The organism is Streptomyces sp. NPDC059679 (genome assembly GCF_042734105.1).
Lineage (GTDB): Bacteria > Actinomycetota > Actinomycetes > Streptomycetales > Streptomycetaceae > Streptomyces.
This window is the reverse complement of the sequence record NZ_JBHWES010000101.1, coordinates 1-15,332: the sequence shown is the minus strand read 5'-3', so window position 1 is coordinate 15,332 and position 15,332 is coordinate 1. Positions and strand designations below refer to the sequence as shown.

The window sequence follows — 15,332 nt, the reverse complement described above, 5'->3', positions numbered from 1 at the left end:
GGCACGCCCGTGCTCAGCGTAGTGAACGCCGACGGTTCCACCGAGTCCGGCTCCCTGATTGACGAGATCGTCCGCGAGGGCGCCCGGCGGATGCTCGCCGCCGCGCTGGAGGCCGAGGTCAACCAGTACATAGCCGAGTTGGCCGCCGAGACGGACGGGGAGGGCGCCGTCTGGTGGTCCGCAACGGTCACCACCGGCCCCGCACCGTGACCACCGCGGCCGGACCGGTCGAGGTCACGGCCCCGCGCGTGAACGACAAGCAGGTGGACGCGGCCACCGGCGAGCGGATGCGGTTCTCCTCGAAGATCCTGCCGCCCTGGTGCCGCAAGTCGCCCAAGGTCAGCGAGGTGCTGCCGCTGCTCTACCTGCACGGGCTGTCCTCGGGGGACTTCGTGCCCGCGCTGGAGCAGTTCCTCGGCTCGGCGGCCGGGCTGTCGCCGGCCACCGTGCCCCGGCTGACGAAGCAGTGGCAGGACGACCACGCCGCCTTCCAGCAGCGCGACCTCGCAAGCAGCGACTACGTGTACGTGTGGGCGGACGGGGTGCACCCCAAGGTCCGGCTCGGGCAGGCGCACTCCTGCGTCCTGGTGCTGATGGAGGCGCGCCTGGACGGCACCAAGGAGCTGATCGCGCTGGCCGAGGGGCTGCGTGAGTCCACCGAGTCGTGGGCGGACCTGCTGCGCGACTGCCGCCGCCGGGGCATGCGCGATCCCGAGCTGGTCGTCGGCGACGGCGCCATGGGCTTGTGGAAGGCACTGGCCGAGGTGTTCCCGGCCGCCCGCCACCAGCGGTGCTGGGTCCACAAGGCCCGGGATGTCACGAACGCCCTGCCGAAGTCCGCACAGCCGGGCACGACGAAGGCAATGCAGGAGATCTACAACGCCGAGGACCGCGCGCACGCCGAGAAGGCGATCGAGGCGTTCGCGAAGACCTACGGCGCCAAGTTCCCCAAGGCCGTCGCGAAGATCACCGAGGACCGGGAGGAGCTGCTGGCGTTCTACGATTTCCCGGCCGAGCACTGGGTCCACCTGCGGACCACGAACCCGATCGAGTCGACGTTCTCCACCGTCAAGCTCCGCACCAAGGTCACCCGCGGCGCCGGCAGCCCGGCCGCAGCCCTCGCGATGGTGTTCAAGCTGGTCGAGTCCGCCCAATCCCGATGGCGGGCCGTCACCGGCGCCCACCTGGTCCCGCTGGTCCGAGCGGGCGCCCGGTTCGAGAACGGCGTCCTCGTCGAGCGAGAACAGGCCACGGCGGCCCGACCGCCCCTGTCACGTATCGCGCCGGGGAAAAGAGAAGAGGACCAGCCAATGCCCGGACCCGCCGCCCCGCTCACCGAGTTCATCCGCGCCTACGAGCAGGCCACCAACAGCCACGACATCACCCGGCTCGTCCCACTGATCGCTCCCGAGGCCGTCTACTGGTTCTCCGACGGATCGCACCGAGGCCGCGAAGCCGTCCTCTCCGCCATCACTAAGACCTTCGCCACCATCCGCGACGAGATTTACGAGATCAACGACCTCGAGTGGATCGCTCACAGCGATGACCACGCGGTATGCCGCTACCGGTTCACCTGGTGGCTCTGTCCACGAGAACAGACAGCAGATGCGCACCACTTCGGGAGGCATCCCACCGCAGACGGAAATCGAACTGTCCAGCAGACACGACAGCGGCCGGCGCCAGTGTTGAGGCGCTCCTAGCGGCGGGTGGGCGTCGTCGAGTTACCTGCGGAGCTGAGCGCTCACTGGGAGATGCGCGTCAGCGCTGTCCGCGCTCAGGCCCGCGAGCAGGCGCAGCCCGTCCTCGGCGGGGCTGCCGGCGGCCGCGGACAGCACCAACAGCTCCATGCCTGATTCGTCCGGGAGTGCGAAGTTCTCTTGGTGCAGTTCCAGCAGTCCGACCAGCGGGTGCCGGTACGCCTTGCGTCCATGTGTGCGGGCGCGCACGTCCGCGCGGGCCCAGAGGCGGCGGAAGCGCTCGCTGCCCATCGCCAGCTCGCCGATGAGCGAGGCCAGGCGGGGGTCCTCAGGGTATTTGCCGGCGGCCAGGCGCAGGTGCCCGACCACGTCGAGGGTGCATTCCTCCCAGTCCTCGTAGAGGCCGCGCTCGGCCTCTACGAGGAAGATGTGCCGGGCGGTGTTCAGGCCCGGCATCGGCCGGCCGTAGAGGAGCCCGGCGAGCCGGTTCCCGGCGAGCACGTCCAGGCGGTGGTCCAGGATCAGCGCGGGTGCGTCGGCGACCAGGTCGAGGACGCGCAGCAGCTCCGGCCGGACCCGCCCGCCCGGCGCCTTCGCGCGGCGGCGGCGCTGCCGTGCGAGCCGGCAGAGGTGCCCTCGTTCGGTCTCGTCGAGGCCGAGGACGCGGGCGAGCGCGTCAAGGACCTGCTCGGAGGGCTGGGTCGCGCGGCCCTGCTCCAGGCGTACGTAGTAGTCGACGCTCACACCGGCCAGGTGCGCGACCTCTTCGCGGCGCAGCCCTTCGACCCGGCGGCGGCTGTCGGTGGGCATGCCGACGGCCGCCGGGTCGACCCGGGAACGCCGGGTCCGCAGGAAGCCCGCGAGATCGTCCATGCCCCGAGTATGACCTCGGTGGTGCCGGTGAAGGTGGTCCTGCCGTTACCAGGAAGTCCCGTCCGACGGAAGAAGCGTCCCTGAATGCCGGGCGCAGCAGCGCCCAGGATCCAACACAACCGATCCGAAGGAGTTCCCGTGAAGACGCTGATCGTCTATGCCCACCCGGAGCCGAGGTCGCTCAACGGCGCGCTGAAGGACCTCGCGGTGTCCACACTGGAGACCGCCGGGCACGAGGTACGGGTGAGCGATCTGTACGCGATGGACTGGAAGGCGGTCGTGGACGCCGCGGACTTCGGCCCCAACGCGTCGAATCCGCTGAACGTCGCCCACGACTCCGGCCGGGCCTTCGACGCCGGGACGCTCACCCCGGACGTCCTCGCCGAGCAGGAGAAGCTGCTGTGGGCCGACACGATCATCATGCAGTTCCCGATGTGGTGGTACACGATGCCCGCGATTCTCAAAGGCTGGGTAGAGAGGGTATTCACCTTCAACTTTGCGTACGGCGTCGGTGAGCACAGTGACGCCAGGTTCGGCGATCGCTTCGGAGAGGGCACCCTCGCGGGCAGGAGGGCCATGTTGTCGGTGACCACCGGCGCCCCGGAGCCGCATTACGCCGCCCGCGGGATCCAGGGCCCCATCGATGATCTGCTGTTCCCGATCCAGCACGGCATCTTCTGGTATCCGGGCATCGAGGTGCTGCCGCCGTTCGTGCTGTACGGCACCGCCCGGATGACCAGGGAGGACTACCCAGACGTCGCCAAGGCCTGGAAGCAGCGCCTGCTCACCCTGGAGTCGACCGAACCGATCCCGTTCCGGCCACAGAACTTCGGTGACTACGAGATGCCCTCGCTGCACCTGAAGGAGGGACTGGAGCCTGCGGGCCGCACCGGTTTCGGGCTGCACGTGCGCGGCTGACCGCCGACGACGGACGGGACGACCTGGAGCGCGAACCCGAGGAGCAGCCCGAGGACCGGGGGCGGCAGCGGCGGCCGACGTGGCCAACTACCTGGTCTCAGCCCCGGGCACCCCCGCTCCGCAACCCGAGCCGACACTGGGCCCGCGCCGCGCCTGACGGGCCGCCACGGCCGTCACGGAAATCGGGCTGCGCCGCCCTACTTCGGGGTGGTTCCACCCCTGTCACCACTTCGGAGATGAGCGCGACGGCTCCCGTCCCCGAACGCAAGCACGCTTGTCGGCGGGCCCGCCACGTGCGCACAGCGTGCTGCTCATTCTCGTGAACATCGAACAGCCGCCGATCGGGATGCCTCCGGAAGCTGCGTACATCTGCTGTCCATTCTCGTGGACAAAGCCAACCTGGACCGGAACCATCGATGGCCAGCCGCGATCAGGAAGCGGCCGTGGCACCAACGTGCTCGTCAACAGCGCCGGAACCTGGCGGATGCTGCACGAACACCTCAGCGCATAACCAGGCGGCAGCACCGATCCACAGGAATTGACAATTACTCCCGTGACAACGGTGATCGCTTGGCCCCCGCAGAGCCGATCTCGCGCGGTCGCCGACCTGGTCCGCGTGGCAACACGTCTGTGACCGGCCGACACGGCCGCTCGCGTGCAAGGCCCGGTACGTCCCACTCCGTATCCCAGACCCCTGACGTTCTCCCTGCTCAGAGCCCATTTCTGTGTCCCAGCGTCCCAGGCCGCCTGTTTTCCGTAGCGGCTGGGACGGGTCGTCCCGCAGGCTCCGGTCATGGCCTGGTCATCGAAGCGCCAGACCTGCCGCACCACAGAAGGGTCCCGCCCCACATGCCCCGTCACATGCCCCGTGGTTCTCTGACCGCCGCTGCGGCGGTGGCGATCGCCGCCCTCTCCCTGACCGCGTGCGCCGATGGATCGGGTACCCGCGCCGAGGGCTCGTCGACAGCCGTCTCCTCGACCGGGTCGCCCTCCGGCTCGTCCTCTGACGAGGACGAGGAGCCCGCCCCTCACGGTTCGCGGCCGCGCCAGGAGACGCCCGCGGACACGCCCGCGGGAAAGGAGCCCGCGGCGGGACGGAACGGCGAGACCGGCGCCGGCGGCTCCGCGGCGGGAGGGAACGGAAGGACTGATACCGGCGACTCCGGCACGGGCGACGGCGCCCCCTGTCAGGGCTCCCACACCACGACGATCGCGGCTCCCCTGAACCGCCCCGTGAACCACATGCTGCTCATCGTCACCAACACCGGCAGCGCCCCCTGCCGCCTCCACGGCTACCCGGTCCTCCGCTTCGGCGAGGCCCAGTCGCCACCGCCGGCCATCGAGCGCTCCAAGCCGCGGGCCACCGTCACGCTCGCGCCCAGCGAGTCCGGCTACGCCTGCGCGAGCCTGTCGGCCACCGACGGCAGCGGTGCGAACGGCAGAACCGAGACGTCCCTCACCGTCGCCGTCCAGGGCCGCACCGCCGGGGAGGACTTAACCGCGATCGCCCACCCGGCGCTGCCCGCCGAGGGCGTCTACGTTGACGACTCTCTGGACGTCACGTACTGGCAGCAGTCGATGCGTGACGCCACCAGATGGTGACACCCGATGGGAAGTCTGGAGTGCTTATGGACACCGTTACCGAAGCCGCCGACCGCGTCGGTGCTCCCGGGGCTTCGCGACCGTACGCGCGAGGGGCGTGAGATGACCGGACCGCTATACGAACGCGACAACACTTACGCGCTGCTCGCGACCGAGATCGAGCGCGCGGCCGACGGCGCCGGCCGCACCGTCCTGCTGCGCGGCGCCACGGGCACCGGCCGTACCGCCGCGCTGGAGGCGGCTGTCTCCCACGCCACCGCCCACGGTCTGCACGTCCTGCGCGCGCGCTGCTTCCCGGAGGGGGCGGAGCTGCCCTTCGCCACGGTCCTGCATCTGCTGGGCCAGGGGCGGGAGTTCACCCAGGGGATCCCGGGCGACGAGGCGGGCGACAGCGCGACCGGGCGGCGGCGGCAGGCGGCGCAGCTGTGGCGGCAGTTGCGCTCGTACGCGGCGAGGACCGCGCTGCTGCTGGCCGTGGACGACGTCCACCTCGCCGACGACCCTTCGCGCCGCTGGCTCGTCGACGCCGCCCGCCACATCGACGAGTTGCCGGTGCTGCTGGTGGCCACCGAACGCTGCCAGTACGACATCGACCCGCAGCCGGCCGGCTTCACGCACGCGCTGCCGCCCTCCCTGGTCCGTACCCACACCCTCGCCCCGCTCACCGGCGGCTCCGCGGCGGAGCTGTGCCAGGCCGCCTTCCCCACGGCCGGGGCGCGGTGGGCGGCGGACTGCGCGCGGGCCGGAGCCGGCAGCCCGCTGCTGCTGCGCGCCCTCCTGGAGGACCTGAGCAGCGCCCCGTCGCCGGACCTGCCGGAGACCTGCGCCGCGCTGTACCCGGGGGCGTATACGGCAGCGGTCGCCTGGTGGCTGGACAGCGCTGGACCGGCGACGGCCGAAGTGGCCGGTACGCTCGCGGTCCTGGAGCGGTCATGGCCGCAGGCCATCGCCGAGGACCCGGCGGCGCTGCTCGCCGACGTGGCCTGGGCCGACCCGGTCCGGGTCGGCGGCTGGCTCACCGCGATGACCCGGCTCGGGCTGCTGCGCCCCGACACCACCGGCCGTCTCCGCTACGCGCATCCGCTGTTGCGGGACGCGGTGCTCACCGACTGGTCGGAGGTCCGGCGGCAGCAGGTGCACCGGGAGGCGTACCGGCGCCTGGGCAAGACCGCCGCGGACTCCCTGGAGGCGGCCGTCACCGCCGGACATTCCACGCTCGTGCAGTACGCGGCGACCGCGGGGGACTGCATGGGCCGCTCCGCCTACGAGGCGCAGCGGCCGGGCCTCCAACGGCACTTCCAGCCGCTGAGAGCCCTGGAACGGGAGAACGGGACCGAGCCCGAACGAGACGCGGAGGCCGAAGAATGACGCGACCTCAAGGACACGACGTGAAGACGCTGCCGGAACGCCCGTCCCAGAAATCCGGACCGTCTCTTTCCCCGCCGGTCCTCCCCGGGCAGTGGGCGAATGGACAGGGGAGGACGGTGCACCGCCCACCCCGCGCCACCGACAGAGGCCCCCAGGGCCGGGTGCCCGTGACGGTGAGCGCCCCGGACCCGATCTCCCGCGAGGGCGCCATCAGCCAGCTGCGCCCGCACCCGGGGATCGAACTCCGCGAGCGGCCGGGCCCCGGCACGGTGGCCCTGCTGATCGAGGACACGCTCGACGAGACCGCGCTCACCCGGCTGCGCCGGGCCGTACGGAGCGAGGGTGCGCGCACCGTGCTCGTCACGGGTGCGATCCGCGAGCGCGAACTCCTGGACGTCATCGAGTGCGGCGTCGCCGCCATCGTGTGGCGCCATGAGGCCACCTCCCACCGGCTGGCACAGGCGATCCTGGCCGCCTCCCGAGGTGACGGCGACCTGCCCGCCGACCTGCTGGGCCGCCTCATCGGCCAGGTGGGCACCCTGCACCGGAGCACGACGAGCGGGCCCGGCGTCTCCTCTCCGGGCCTGGCGCCCCGCGAGGTGGAGGTCCTGCGCCTGATCGCCGAGGGCCTGGACACCGGGGAGATCGCCACCAAGCTGGCCTACTCGGAACGCACCATCAAGAACGTCCTGCACGGACTCACCATGCGCCTGCACCTGCGCAACCGGGCCCACGCCGTGGCGTATGCCATCAGGGAAGGCTACCTGTGACGGGGCGGCGGCCGGATTTCCCGGTTTCCCTTTCGGGCAGTGCGCATTCCCCGGAATCCTCTACCACTGCCCAGCGGAATTCCCTCAGATCCCTCGTCCGCCCTTTTCTGGTCCTAGCCTTTCCGCTTGACCCACCCGCCGCCGCTCAGCGGATAGTCGTAGCCGGGGCCGCCGGTGCCGGCGGCCGTGCGGAACGCGGTGCCCTTGTTGTCGACGCGCACCGTGCCCTGGCGGTCGCCGCTCGACCAGTCCAGGGCGAGGTCCCAGCGGACATCGTGCTCCGAGGTGTGGGCGGTGACGTGGATGACCTGCGCGTCGGACGCGCTGACCGTGAACGGGAAATTCCGCTGGCCGTTCTTCGCGGTGACCGAGGGGCTGCTCTTGTCGAGGTCGACGTCGAAGGACCTGGCCTTGACGCTGTCCCCGCAGCCGACGCCCATCGAGTAGTCGGTCCAGGGGAGCGGGTTGCCCTTCGCGATGACGCGCACGTGCAGCGCCTCCAGGGCGACGGTGCCCTTCTCGGGGCCCAGCACGGTGAGAGCGATGCGCTGCTCCCCCGAAGGGACCGCGCCGAAGGCGGCGGCCCACTGAGGCGCGTCCTGCTCGGTGGCGGGCGGGCCTACCTCCCCGGGCTCGCTGTCGACGAGGAAGTGCTGCCCGCACGGATCGTCGTAGACATAGGGCCGGGTGGTGACCTTGACCGGTGGGCTGTCGTGATCGCCGGACCCCGGCGCCGGGGACTTGCCGCTCTTCGTGTCCCGGGGCGGGTTGGGGAGGGTCGATGCGATCGGGCTCACGTCCTCGTCGGTGCCGAGGTCCCAGGTGTCGTCTCCGGCACGTGTCCGGCCGCGGTCCTCGTCTCCGGAGAACGGCAGACCCGCGGCGAGTACGACGCTCCCCAGAGCGGCGATCGCCACGGCGCAGGTGATGAGCGTGTGGCGGCGGCGGCTCCAGCGGAGGCGCGTGCGGGTGGGCGGGGGGACGGACGGCATGGCGTCGCTGACGACCGGTTCATCGCATTCGTCTGGTTCGCATGGTTCGCTGCTGTCGGACGCCGGTGCCGTCCGCTCCGGTCCCGTTCCCTCCGGCTCTCTTCCGTCCTGGCCCGGCCCCCTGCGCGTCCGCGTCGCATCGGCCAGAATCCACCTCCGGTGCAGCTCGACCAGCTCCTCGCCGGTCGCGCGGCACTTCCGGGCGAGCCGCTCGACCGGCGCGTACTCGGTCGGTACCACGATGCCGTTGCAGTAACGGTGCAGCGTCGAGTCGCTCATGTGCAGCCGCTTGGCCAGTGCCCCGTAGCTCAGTCCCGAGCGTTCCTTGAGTCCCCGCAGCAGTTCCGCGAACGCTTCCGCTTCCTCGGTGGCCCCGGACCTTGTCGACTCCGACACGGTTCTTCCCCAACTCCCCACCCCCCCCGTGGCCCCCGCCGCGCCGCGTTTCCGCGGTTCAGGCTGCTTAGTAAACCCCTGTAACCCATTGCTCGTCAAACGGCGCCCCATTCCCGTATTCCACCCCGGCACGGCACGCCGCGTCCCATTCCCACGTTCCAGACGCCCTGCATCCTGCCTGGTCAGCGGCCGTTTCCCCATCCCAGCGTATCCAATCGACCACTTCCGTGGCGGATGAAACGGATCCGCGCACACACTCCGTTCGGCCAAGCACCACCCATTGCACCGCAGAAGGGCACCACCCACATGTCCAGTGTCCGGGGCACCCGCCTCCGCCTGCTGACCGCCGCCGCGGCCGTCGCGACCGCCGCGCTCTCCCTCACCCTCACCGCGTGCGGCGACGAGTCGGGCGATGACGGCGGGAAGTCGTCGGCGGGTGGCTCATTGACCGCATCGTCGGGGAGTGGGAACGGCGAGACCGGCGACTCCGGCACGGGCGACTCCGGCGGGAGCGGGAAGCGGGCCGTCGCCTGTGAGGGCTCCGGCACCAGGACGGTCGCGGCTCCCGTGAACAAGCCCGTGAACCACCTGCTGCTCACGGTCACCAACACCGGCAGCGCCCCCTGCGACCTCTACGGCTACCCGGCCGCCGGATTCGGCGAGGCCCAGTCGGTGCCGCCGGTCGTCAAGGACTCCGAGCCGGAGGCCGTCGTCACCCTCGCCCCGGGGGAGTCCGGCTACGCCGGCGTGACCTTGTCGGCGACCGACGGCACCGGCAAGAACGGCCGCACCGAGACGTCCCTCACCGTCGCCTTCCAGGACCGCACCGGGAAGTACACCCCCTCGGCGGCCCACCCGCCCCTGCCCGCCAAGGGCGTCCACGTCGACGACTCCCTCAGCGTCACGTACTGGCAGCGGTCGATGGACGACGCCCTCACCTGGTGACACCAGCCGGTGACACCGGCTGGTCACACCCACCACCGACCGCGCACCGCCGTGCGGAGAAGGGACAAAGGCTGATGAGTGCAATGGCGACGGCGAAGCGCCCCGCGACGGAGGAGCCCCCCGCGGGGGAGAGGCGCCCCGTGGGGGGAATGAGCGAGCGGCGGCGTGCGCGGCTGCGGCTGGAGATCTCCCGGGAGGCGGCGCGCCTGTTCTGGAAGCAGGGCGTGGCCGGGACCAGCGGCGACCAGATCGCCGCCGCGGTGGGGCTGTCCACGCGCACCATATGGCGGCACTTCCGCAGCAAGGAGGCGTGCGCCGAGCCGATCGTCATGCAGGGCGTCGTCACGTTGCTGAGCCTGCTGCACAGTTGGCCGAGGAACAGTTCCCTCGAAGACCACCTGGCGGCGGAACTGGTCCGGCTCCGGCACGAGACACCGCCGGTCGATCTGGCCGACGAGATGCTGGCGATGAAGATGATCCGGCTCGCCGACACGGAACCGGCGCTGCGCACAGCCTGGTTGATGGCTTGCGACGAGACCGAGCAGCAACTGCGCGTGATCATCGGCGACCGGCTGGGGCGCCCGGCCGGTGATCTGGAGGTGCGGCTGCACGCCGCGGCCACCGCCGCGGTGGTGCGGGTGCTGGACGAGCAGATCGGAGTCGCCTTCCTTGCCGGTGCCGGTGCGGACGCGGGCGCGGGCACCACGGAACCGTCCGATGTGCAGGCCGCCGCCCGGCAGTTCGCCCAGGCGATCCGCACGGCCACCGGCGGGGCCGTCGGCGGCCCCACCGCCTGAAGGAAGGGGGCGCATGCCCGCCACCGCGTACGAGATCCCGCACCTCACCGTCGAGGACTTCCTCGGCCTGCCCGTCCGCATCGGAGCCTCGATCTCGCCCGACGGCACCAGAATCGCCTACCTGGCGCCGTGGCGGAACCGGCTGAACGTATGGGTGACCGGCATCGGCACGGGCGAGCAGCCGCGCCGCGTCACCGCGGAGGCCCTCCGCAGCGTACGCACCTACCACTGGACGGACGATCCGCGGTGGCTGCTGTACGAGCAGGACCGCGACGGGGACGAGAACGCTCATCATCGACCGGTGCACCGGAGATCTGATCGGGGTGCGCTACCTCGGCGAGCGGTAGGTGATCCACCCGCTGGACCCGCACTTCGCCGCCGTGCTGGAGAACCTGGAGCAACTGTCCGACGGCGACCTCGCCGCAGTGTCGTCCGACGTGTGCGGGCAGCGCTGGGTGGTCAGCTTCACCCACGACCGGGCCCCCGGAATCACCTACTACTACAACCACTCCACGGGCGAGAGCCGGATGCTGTTCCGGCCGTATCCGCACCTGGACCCCGACTTCCTCGCCCCCATGACACCGGTCACGATCCCCGCACGGGACGGGCTGGACCTCCCCTCCTACCTGACGCTGCCCGTGGGGACCGTGGGCGGAGTGCTCGGCACCGCCGGGCAGGCAGCAGCAGTAAAAGAGATCAACTTCGCTACGTGCCAGTTCAGCGACAAGTACCTGACCTTCACCGTCGAGCAGAAGACCCTTGGCGGACGGCCGAATTACTACGGGGCAACTACTTGTGCGACAACGGCAAGGGGAAGGTCTGGATCCACCACTTCAATAAGGGGGACAGGCACTTCTCCCAGGGAAAATGCAAGATCACATTCATCACCATTTACTGAGTCTTCTCATGTGAGGGCCCGCCGGCAACAAGCCGGCGGGCCCTCACACACGTTCCGGCTGAGCCGGGTGGCGGCGTCAACAACCACGCGTGGCCGTCATGCCTCGCCCTTGTTCCTCAGCTGCCACTCGTGGTCGTCGGCGGGAGAGCACGTGTAAATGCCCAGGCGTGCATCGTTGCCGGCTTTGCCGTCCTCGCCCCAGACCTCCAGGCACCGCTGGTCGCTGACGTAGTTGTGGATCCAGAACGTCCGGTTGCCGCCCCGGTTCTCGACCCACCACAGCTGGTTGTCCTGGAGCGTGGAGTTGCAGTGGGTCTGGCTGATCGGAGTCTTGTTCGGCTGGCTGCCGCGGCCGGGCAGGTCCAGGCACAGGCCGCTCTTCCTGTTCTTGATCACGACGAGGTTGCGGCCACCGGGTCCCTTGTTCTTCTGCGCCAGGACGAAGTCCCACGTCTGGTTGTCCCCGTCCCAGTTCTGGACGACGCAGTCGTGCTGGAGGACCGGGCCGTCGACCCTGCCCTTGCCCATGCCGGGCACGTCCGCGCACCGGCCGCTCTTGACGTTCTTGAACTGGAAGTTCTTACGCTGGTCCGGGGCGAGCGCATAGGAGGTGACGGGCTTCATCTTCTGCTTCTTCTTGGCCACCGGCTGCTCGCTGCTCCGCTGAGGCTCGGGCTTGGTCTCCGGTGAAGGGGACTTGGTCTCCGGTGAAGGGGACCTGCTCTCTTTACCCTGCCTGGTGGTGGGCGGGGCGGGCGACTCGGCGGTGTACGCGCCGGGGCCCTTCCCCTCGGCCTTCGGGACCGTCACGCCCGAGGGGGGCTCGGGCTCCGCCCTGGTCTTGTGATCGTCGTCATCGGCTCCGAAGGCAAGGAACGGCAGGGATATCAGCACCGCGCCCGCGATGGCCGCGGCGGCGAGCAGCGCCTTGGTGGGGCGGCCCGAGGGGGGTTCGTCGCCCTCCTCGCCGGTCTCGGTGTCGGCGCCCGGGGGGTAATCGCCCACGGCCGAGGCCATGGTGTCGGCGGATCCGTGGCCGTCCGCATGGCCCTCGGCCGCGGGGGGCGGTACGTCCGGGACGGCCGGAATCTCCGGCGCCCCGGCGGCGAACGCCACGGTGGCCCCGGTCCCTGCCCCGGACGCAACAGACTCCACGGGCTCGCCGGCAGGCGCGGACTCGTTCAGCGGGACCTTCGGCTGCTCGGCGGCGCCGGCTTCGGCTGCTGCGGCCGCGCCGCTCTCCGTACCCAGTGGCGTCAGCGCGGCGGGATCCGGCGTACCGGCGGTCTCCGGCAAGGTGACGGCGCGGCGGACCGCGGGCCCCCGTGGGTTCTTGGGTTCCTGACTCGACATCATGTCTCCCTTATCCGTTCATGTATCCAGGGGATGGCGGCGCAGCGCCTCGTCCAGCCGGTCGAGCGCGGCGCGGTCGTGGTCATCGAGCCGTACGTCCTGCGGTACCGCCCCGGCGGCAGGCACTTCGCGCAGCAGCACCAGCGGTGCGCCGTCGGCCTCGCGGACGTCGAGGACCCGTAGCAGCGTCCCGGGCGCGAAGACGACCTCGTCCCCGCCGGATGCGGAACCGGCGGAGGCGGGGCGGCCGGTCAGCTGGCGCGTGCGGCGCCCGGTGACCGACCAGATGGCGTACTGCGCGCCGACAGGGCGCGGCACCCCGGCCGCGAGGGGCAGCGCGCACATCGGCCCCGGGTCGCGCAGCAGGGTTCCGGGCACCAGGCCGCCGTCCGCCTCGTGGGGGCGGCGGATCGCCGGGCCCCGGTACGACGGCAGGCGCCGCAGCGCGGATGCCACGCACGCGGCGTACGGCAGCAGCCGCTCGTCGCCCGTACGCATCCCGCGGGCGAGCGCGGCATGGTTCAGCCGCGCCGCCGGGGAGTCCGGGGCCGCGGCGTCCGGGGCTTCGGGATCGTACGAGGTGTCCAGGTACACGTGCAGCGCGACCAGGTCGGTGCGCGCCGCCTCCTGCTCCGCACCGCGCAGCGCGGGCATCCGGGTCAGGGCGCGGGTGACCGCGGCACTGTGCCGCTCCCACACCGCGTCCGCGAGCGCGCGGAAGGCGGTCCGCTCGGCCTCCGTACTGACATGCCCCGGGAGGAACGGAACGGGCGGCAACGGCCGGAGGGGCGCGGGCGGCGGGCGGGTGGCCGGGGGTTCGGGGGCCGCCGGTGGCTCGGTGGCCTCGTGCTCGGACATCGCGGGATCCGTCGGTTCAGGCGCCGTGGCCGACGGTGGCTCCTGTGTGGACTGCGACACCGTGGTGGACAGTGGTGCTGCGGGGCGCACGGGGGCTGCCGGTGGTTGCGAAGGAACCGGACCTTCGTCGGGTGTACGGGGCTCGGGCTGCTCCGACGGCCGGAGTGCGGCCGGAGTGGTGGGGGCCGCGGGGGTCACCCGGCCGTTCGGCACGGCGGGGATGGCGGAAGCGGCCGGGACTGCCTGGCTGCCCGGCACCGCCGGGGCCCCGGGCGCCGCCGTACTCTCCGGGGTCGCCGAACTCTCCCGGCTCGGTAGCGTGTTCGGCGTGACCGGGGCCGCGGGGGTGTTCGGCGTCGCCGGGCGGGCCCGGGCCTGGGACAGGGGGATACCCGGGTCGAGGGGCCTGCGGATCTGGGGGGATGTCGGCGGGGCGGCGGCCCCCTCTCCGTCTCCGCCGCGCGGGCTCTGCGACCGGATCAGGTCCAGCATCGCGTCCAGGCCCATGAGAGGCAGCGACTCGCTGCGCTGGTCCGGCTCCGGTGGGGGTGCGGGCGTGCCGCTCCCCGTCCGCAAGGGGCGTTCCGTCCCCGGGGGTTCGGGCCGCTCGGGATCCCGTACGCGGGCGGGGCCCGGCAGACTGCTCGGGCCCGGGCCGCCCGTTCGCGGCCTGGAGGGCTCCGGTCCGGTCCCTGCTGCGGCTCCTGCCCCTGCCCCGGATGTGGCGGACGCGGCGGGCGCGGCGGAGGTTTCGCGCGTGGCCGGGGACGGGGACGACGCCGTGCTGACCATCGACGGTCGCGTCGGCGGGAGCACCGGGCCCGGATCCTCGGCGGCTTCCGGCGGTGTGGCTTCCGGGGGTGTTGCGTCCGGGGGTGTTCCCAGGGACATCGGGTCGCGCTCGTGGTCCGGTTCGGGCTCCGCCTCCTCCGCCTCAACGGCCGCGGCCGCTCGCTCCAGCTCCGCGATCGCCTGGTCCGCTGCCACCGCCGCGACATCCGGCTCCGCCTCAGCAGGGACCACCTCCGCCGGTGTCTGGGCGGACTCGGCCGGGTCCTGGCGCCGCGCCTCTGGCCTGGCGGGCGCGAGGCCCGCCCCGAAGCGGAGTGTCCGCAGGCCGTGTTCGGCGACCGTACGGCGCAACTCGCGCCCTCCGTCCGCGCACGTGCCGAGCACGAACAGCCTGGCCCGGCCGCACACGTCGGCGCCGAGTCCGCCGAGCAGCCTGCCGAGCACGGGGTACAGCGACGGGTCGATCGGCCGCCCGGGGTGGCCGAGTTCGATCGCCGGTCCTTCCGGGTCGACCGGGCGGGCGGTGGCCGGTGGCGGTTCGCTCTCGGTGTCGGTGATCCACAGGCCCGCCCGGGTGACCGTGACCCGCCACTGGTCGGAGAGGCGTATGGCGCCGTGTTCCGCGCTGCCGCGGCCCGGAACGGGCGGGCTCCAGCGCGCCAGGCGGGGACGCGGGGCGGTCTCGCCCGTACGCGCCGGGGCGCACACCACGGAGTCCACGAACGGCTGCCAGCGGGGCGCGCCGTCGGCGTCCACGAGCACGGAGCGCACCGTGCCGGGCTCGGTCGGGACGCCGTAGGACATCAGCGGCATGCCGGTGCGGACGAGGAGTTCGACGCCGAGCGAGTCGGCGACCGACTGGCTGGTGCGCAGGATGTCCCGGGGGCCGCCGGGGGCGAGCCGGACGCGGGGCCTGACGGCTTCGGGGAGGGCGGTGAGGAGTTCGGTGAGGTCGCCCGCCGGGACGTCCTCGTCCTGTGGCGCGCCCAGCAGCACGGTGGGGCCGCGCGGGTCGGCCGGTACGGCGTAGCAGAGGTCGGCGGGGCGGGGCGGGATCGCGTCCCGGGACCGGA

Annotated in this window: 12 protein-coding genes and 2 pseudogenes; 10 read left to right on the top strand and 4 right to left on the bottom strand. The window is 71.9% G+C overall.

What is annotated here, in order from left to right; genetic code table 11:
- Positions 1-9: 9 nt before the first annotated feature.
- A pseudogene (locus tag ACFV2X_RS51425) lies at positions 10-1,256 on the top strand (IS256 family transposase); the annotation flags it as partial.
- A 54-nt stretch (positions 1,257-1,310) separates the two neighbouring features.
- Positions 1,311-1,700 carry a nuclear transport factor 2 family protein gene (locus ACFV2X_RS51420; protein ID WP_385630290.1) on the top strand — a complete coding sequence of 130 codons (390 nt, stop codon included), beginning with the start codon at positions 1,311-1,313 and terminating at the stop codon, positions 1,698-1,700.
- 21 nt (positions 1,701-1,721) lie between these two features.
- Here the strand turns inward: ACFV2X_RS51420 and ACFV2X_RS51415 are convergent, their stop codons facing one another.
- Positions 1,722-2,570: a helix-turn-helix transcriptional regulator gene (locus ACFV2X_RS51415; protein WP_385630253.1), complete on the bottom strand. Its 849-nt coding sequence runs from the start codon at positions 2,568-2,570 to the stop codon at positions 1,722-1,724.
- A 138-nt stretch (positions 2,571-2,708) separates the two neighbouring features.
- On the opposite strand from ACFV2X_RS51415, the gene ACFV2X_RS51410 reads away from it, so the two are divergent.
- The 5 genes and pseudogenes from ACFV2X_RS51410 to ACFV2X_RS51390 all read left to right on the top strand — a co-directional run bounded on the left by ACFV2X_RS51410 (position 2,709) and on the right by ACFV2X_RS51390 (position 7,228).
- Positions 2,709-3,488 carry an NAD(P)H-dependent oxidoreductase gene (locus ACFV2X_RS51410; RefSeq protein ID WP_385630250.1) on the top strand — a complete coding sequence of 260 codons (780 nt, stop codon included), beginning with the start codon at positions 2,709-2,711 and terminating at the stop codon, positions 3,486-3,488.
- A 346-nt stretch (positions 3,489-3,834) separates the two neighbouring features.
- Positions 3,835-3,999: a nuclear transport factor 2 family protein gene (locus tag ACFV2X_RS51405; RefSeq protein ID WP_385630287.1), complete on the top strand. Its 165-nt coding sequence runs from the start codon at positions 3,835-3,837 to the stop codon at positions 3,997-3,999.
- Positions 4,000-4,349: 350 nt separating this feature from the next.
- A complete protein-coding gene (locus tag ACFV2X_RS51400) occupies positions 4,350-5,090 on the top strand; it encodes a DUF4232 domain-containing protein (RefSeq protein WP_385630247.1) in 741 nt (246 codons plus the stop codon).
- 102 nt (positions 5,091-5,192) lie between these two features.
- Positions 5,193-6,239, top strand: a pseudogene (locus ACFV2X_RS51395) (AAA family ATPase); the annotation flags it as partial.
- Positions 6,240-6,574: 335 nt separating this feature from the next.
- Complete coding sequence (locus ACFV2X_RS51390) at positions 6,575-7,228, top strand: LuxR C-terminal-related transcriptional regulator (protein WP_385630245.1); 654 nt, start codon at positions 6,575-6,577, stop codon at positions 7,226-7,228.
- 113 nt (positions 7,229-7,341) lie between these two features.
- On the opposite strand, the gene ACFV2X_RS51385 is transcribed toward ACFV2X_RS51390, so the two are convergent.
- Positions 7,342-8,616 (bottom strand): helix-turn-helix domain-containing protein, encoded by a 1,275-nt coding sequence (locus ACFV2X_RS51385; RefSeq protein ID WP_385630242.1) that lies wholly within the window; start codon positions 8,614-8,616, stop codon positions 7,342-7,344.
- Between the two features lie 306 nt (positions 8,617-8,922).
- On the opposite strand from ACFV2X_RS51385, the gene ACFV2X_RS51380 reads away from it, so the two are divergent.
- From ACFV2X_RS51380 to ACFV2X_RS51370, 3 genes are all read left to right on the top strand, one after another.
- Positions 8,923-9,561, top strand: a complete 639-nt coding sequence (locus ACFV2X_RS51380) for a DUF4232 domain-containing protein (protein WP_385630239.1) — start codon at positions 8,923-8,925, stop codon at positions 9,559-9,561.
- Positions 9,562-9,710: 149 nt separating this feature from the next.
- The gene (locus ACFV2X_RS51375; protein ID WP_385630285.1) at positions 9,711-10,358 is read left to right on the top strand and encodes a TetR/AcrR family transcriptional regulator; all 648 of its coding nucleotides are present in this window, start codon (positions 9,711-9,713) and stop codon (positions 10,356-10,358) included.
- Between the two features lie 347 nt (positions 10,359-10,705).
- On the top strand, positions 10,706-11,413 hold the full coding sequence (locus tag ACFV2X_RS51370) for a hypothetical protein (protein ID WP_385630237.1): 708 nt from the start codon (positions 10,706-10,708) through the stop codon (positions 11,411-11,413).
- Here the strand turns inward: ACFV2X_RS51370 and ACFV2X_RS51365 are convergent.
- Both ACFV2X_RS51365 and ACFV2X_RS51360 read right to left on the bottom strand, forming a co-directional pair.
- Positions 11,353-12,609, bottom strand: a complete 1,257-nt coding sequence (locus ACFV2X_RS51365) for an RICIN domain-containing protein (protein WP_385630234.1) — start codon at positions 12,607-12,609, stop codon at positions 11,353-11,355. The genes ACFV2X_RS51370 and ACFV2X_RS51365 overlap by 61 nt on opposite strands.
- Positions 12,610-12,627: 18 nt before the next feature.
- A partial coding sequence (locus ACFV2X_RS51360) for a hypothetical protein (protein WP_385630231.1) occupies positions 12,628-15,332 on the bottom strand: 2,705 nt, incomplete at its 5' end.

Bases quoted from the DNA above. Each gene is read 5' to 3' on its own strand.
- ACFV2X_RS51420 (WP_385630290.1), top strand. From the start codon at position 1,311: ATGCCCGGACCCGCCGCCCCGCTCACCGAGTTCATCCGCGCCTACGAG.
- ACFV2X_RS51415 (WP_385630253.1), bottom strand. From the start codon at position 2,570: ATGGACGATCTCGCGGGCTTCCTGCGGACCCGGCGTTCCCGGGTCGAC.
- ACFV2X_RS51405 (WP_385630287.1), top strand. From the start codon at position 3,835: ATGCCTCCGGAAGCTGCGTACATCTGCTGTCCATTCTCGTGGACAAAG.
- ACFV2X_RS51400 (WP_385630247.1), top strand. From the start codon at position 4,350: ATGCCCCGTGGTTCTCTGACCGCCGCTGCGGCGGTGGCGATCGCCGCC.
- ACFV2X_RS51380 (WP_385630239.1), top strand. From the start codon at position 8,923: ATGTCCAGTGTCCGGGGCACCCGCCTCCGCCTGCTGACCGCCGCCGCG.
- ACFV2X_RS51375 (WP_385630285.1), top strand. From the start codon at position 9,711: ATGAGCGAGCGGCGGCGTGCGCGGCTGCGGCTGGAGATCTCCCGGGAG.
- ACFV2X_RS51365 (WP_385630234.1), bottom strand. From the start codon at position 12,609: ATGTCGAGTCAGGAACCCAAGAACCCACGGGGGCCCGCGGTCCGCCGC.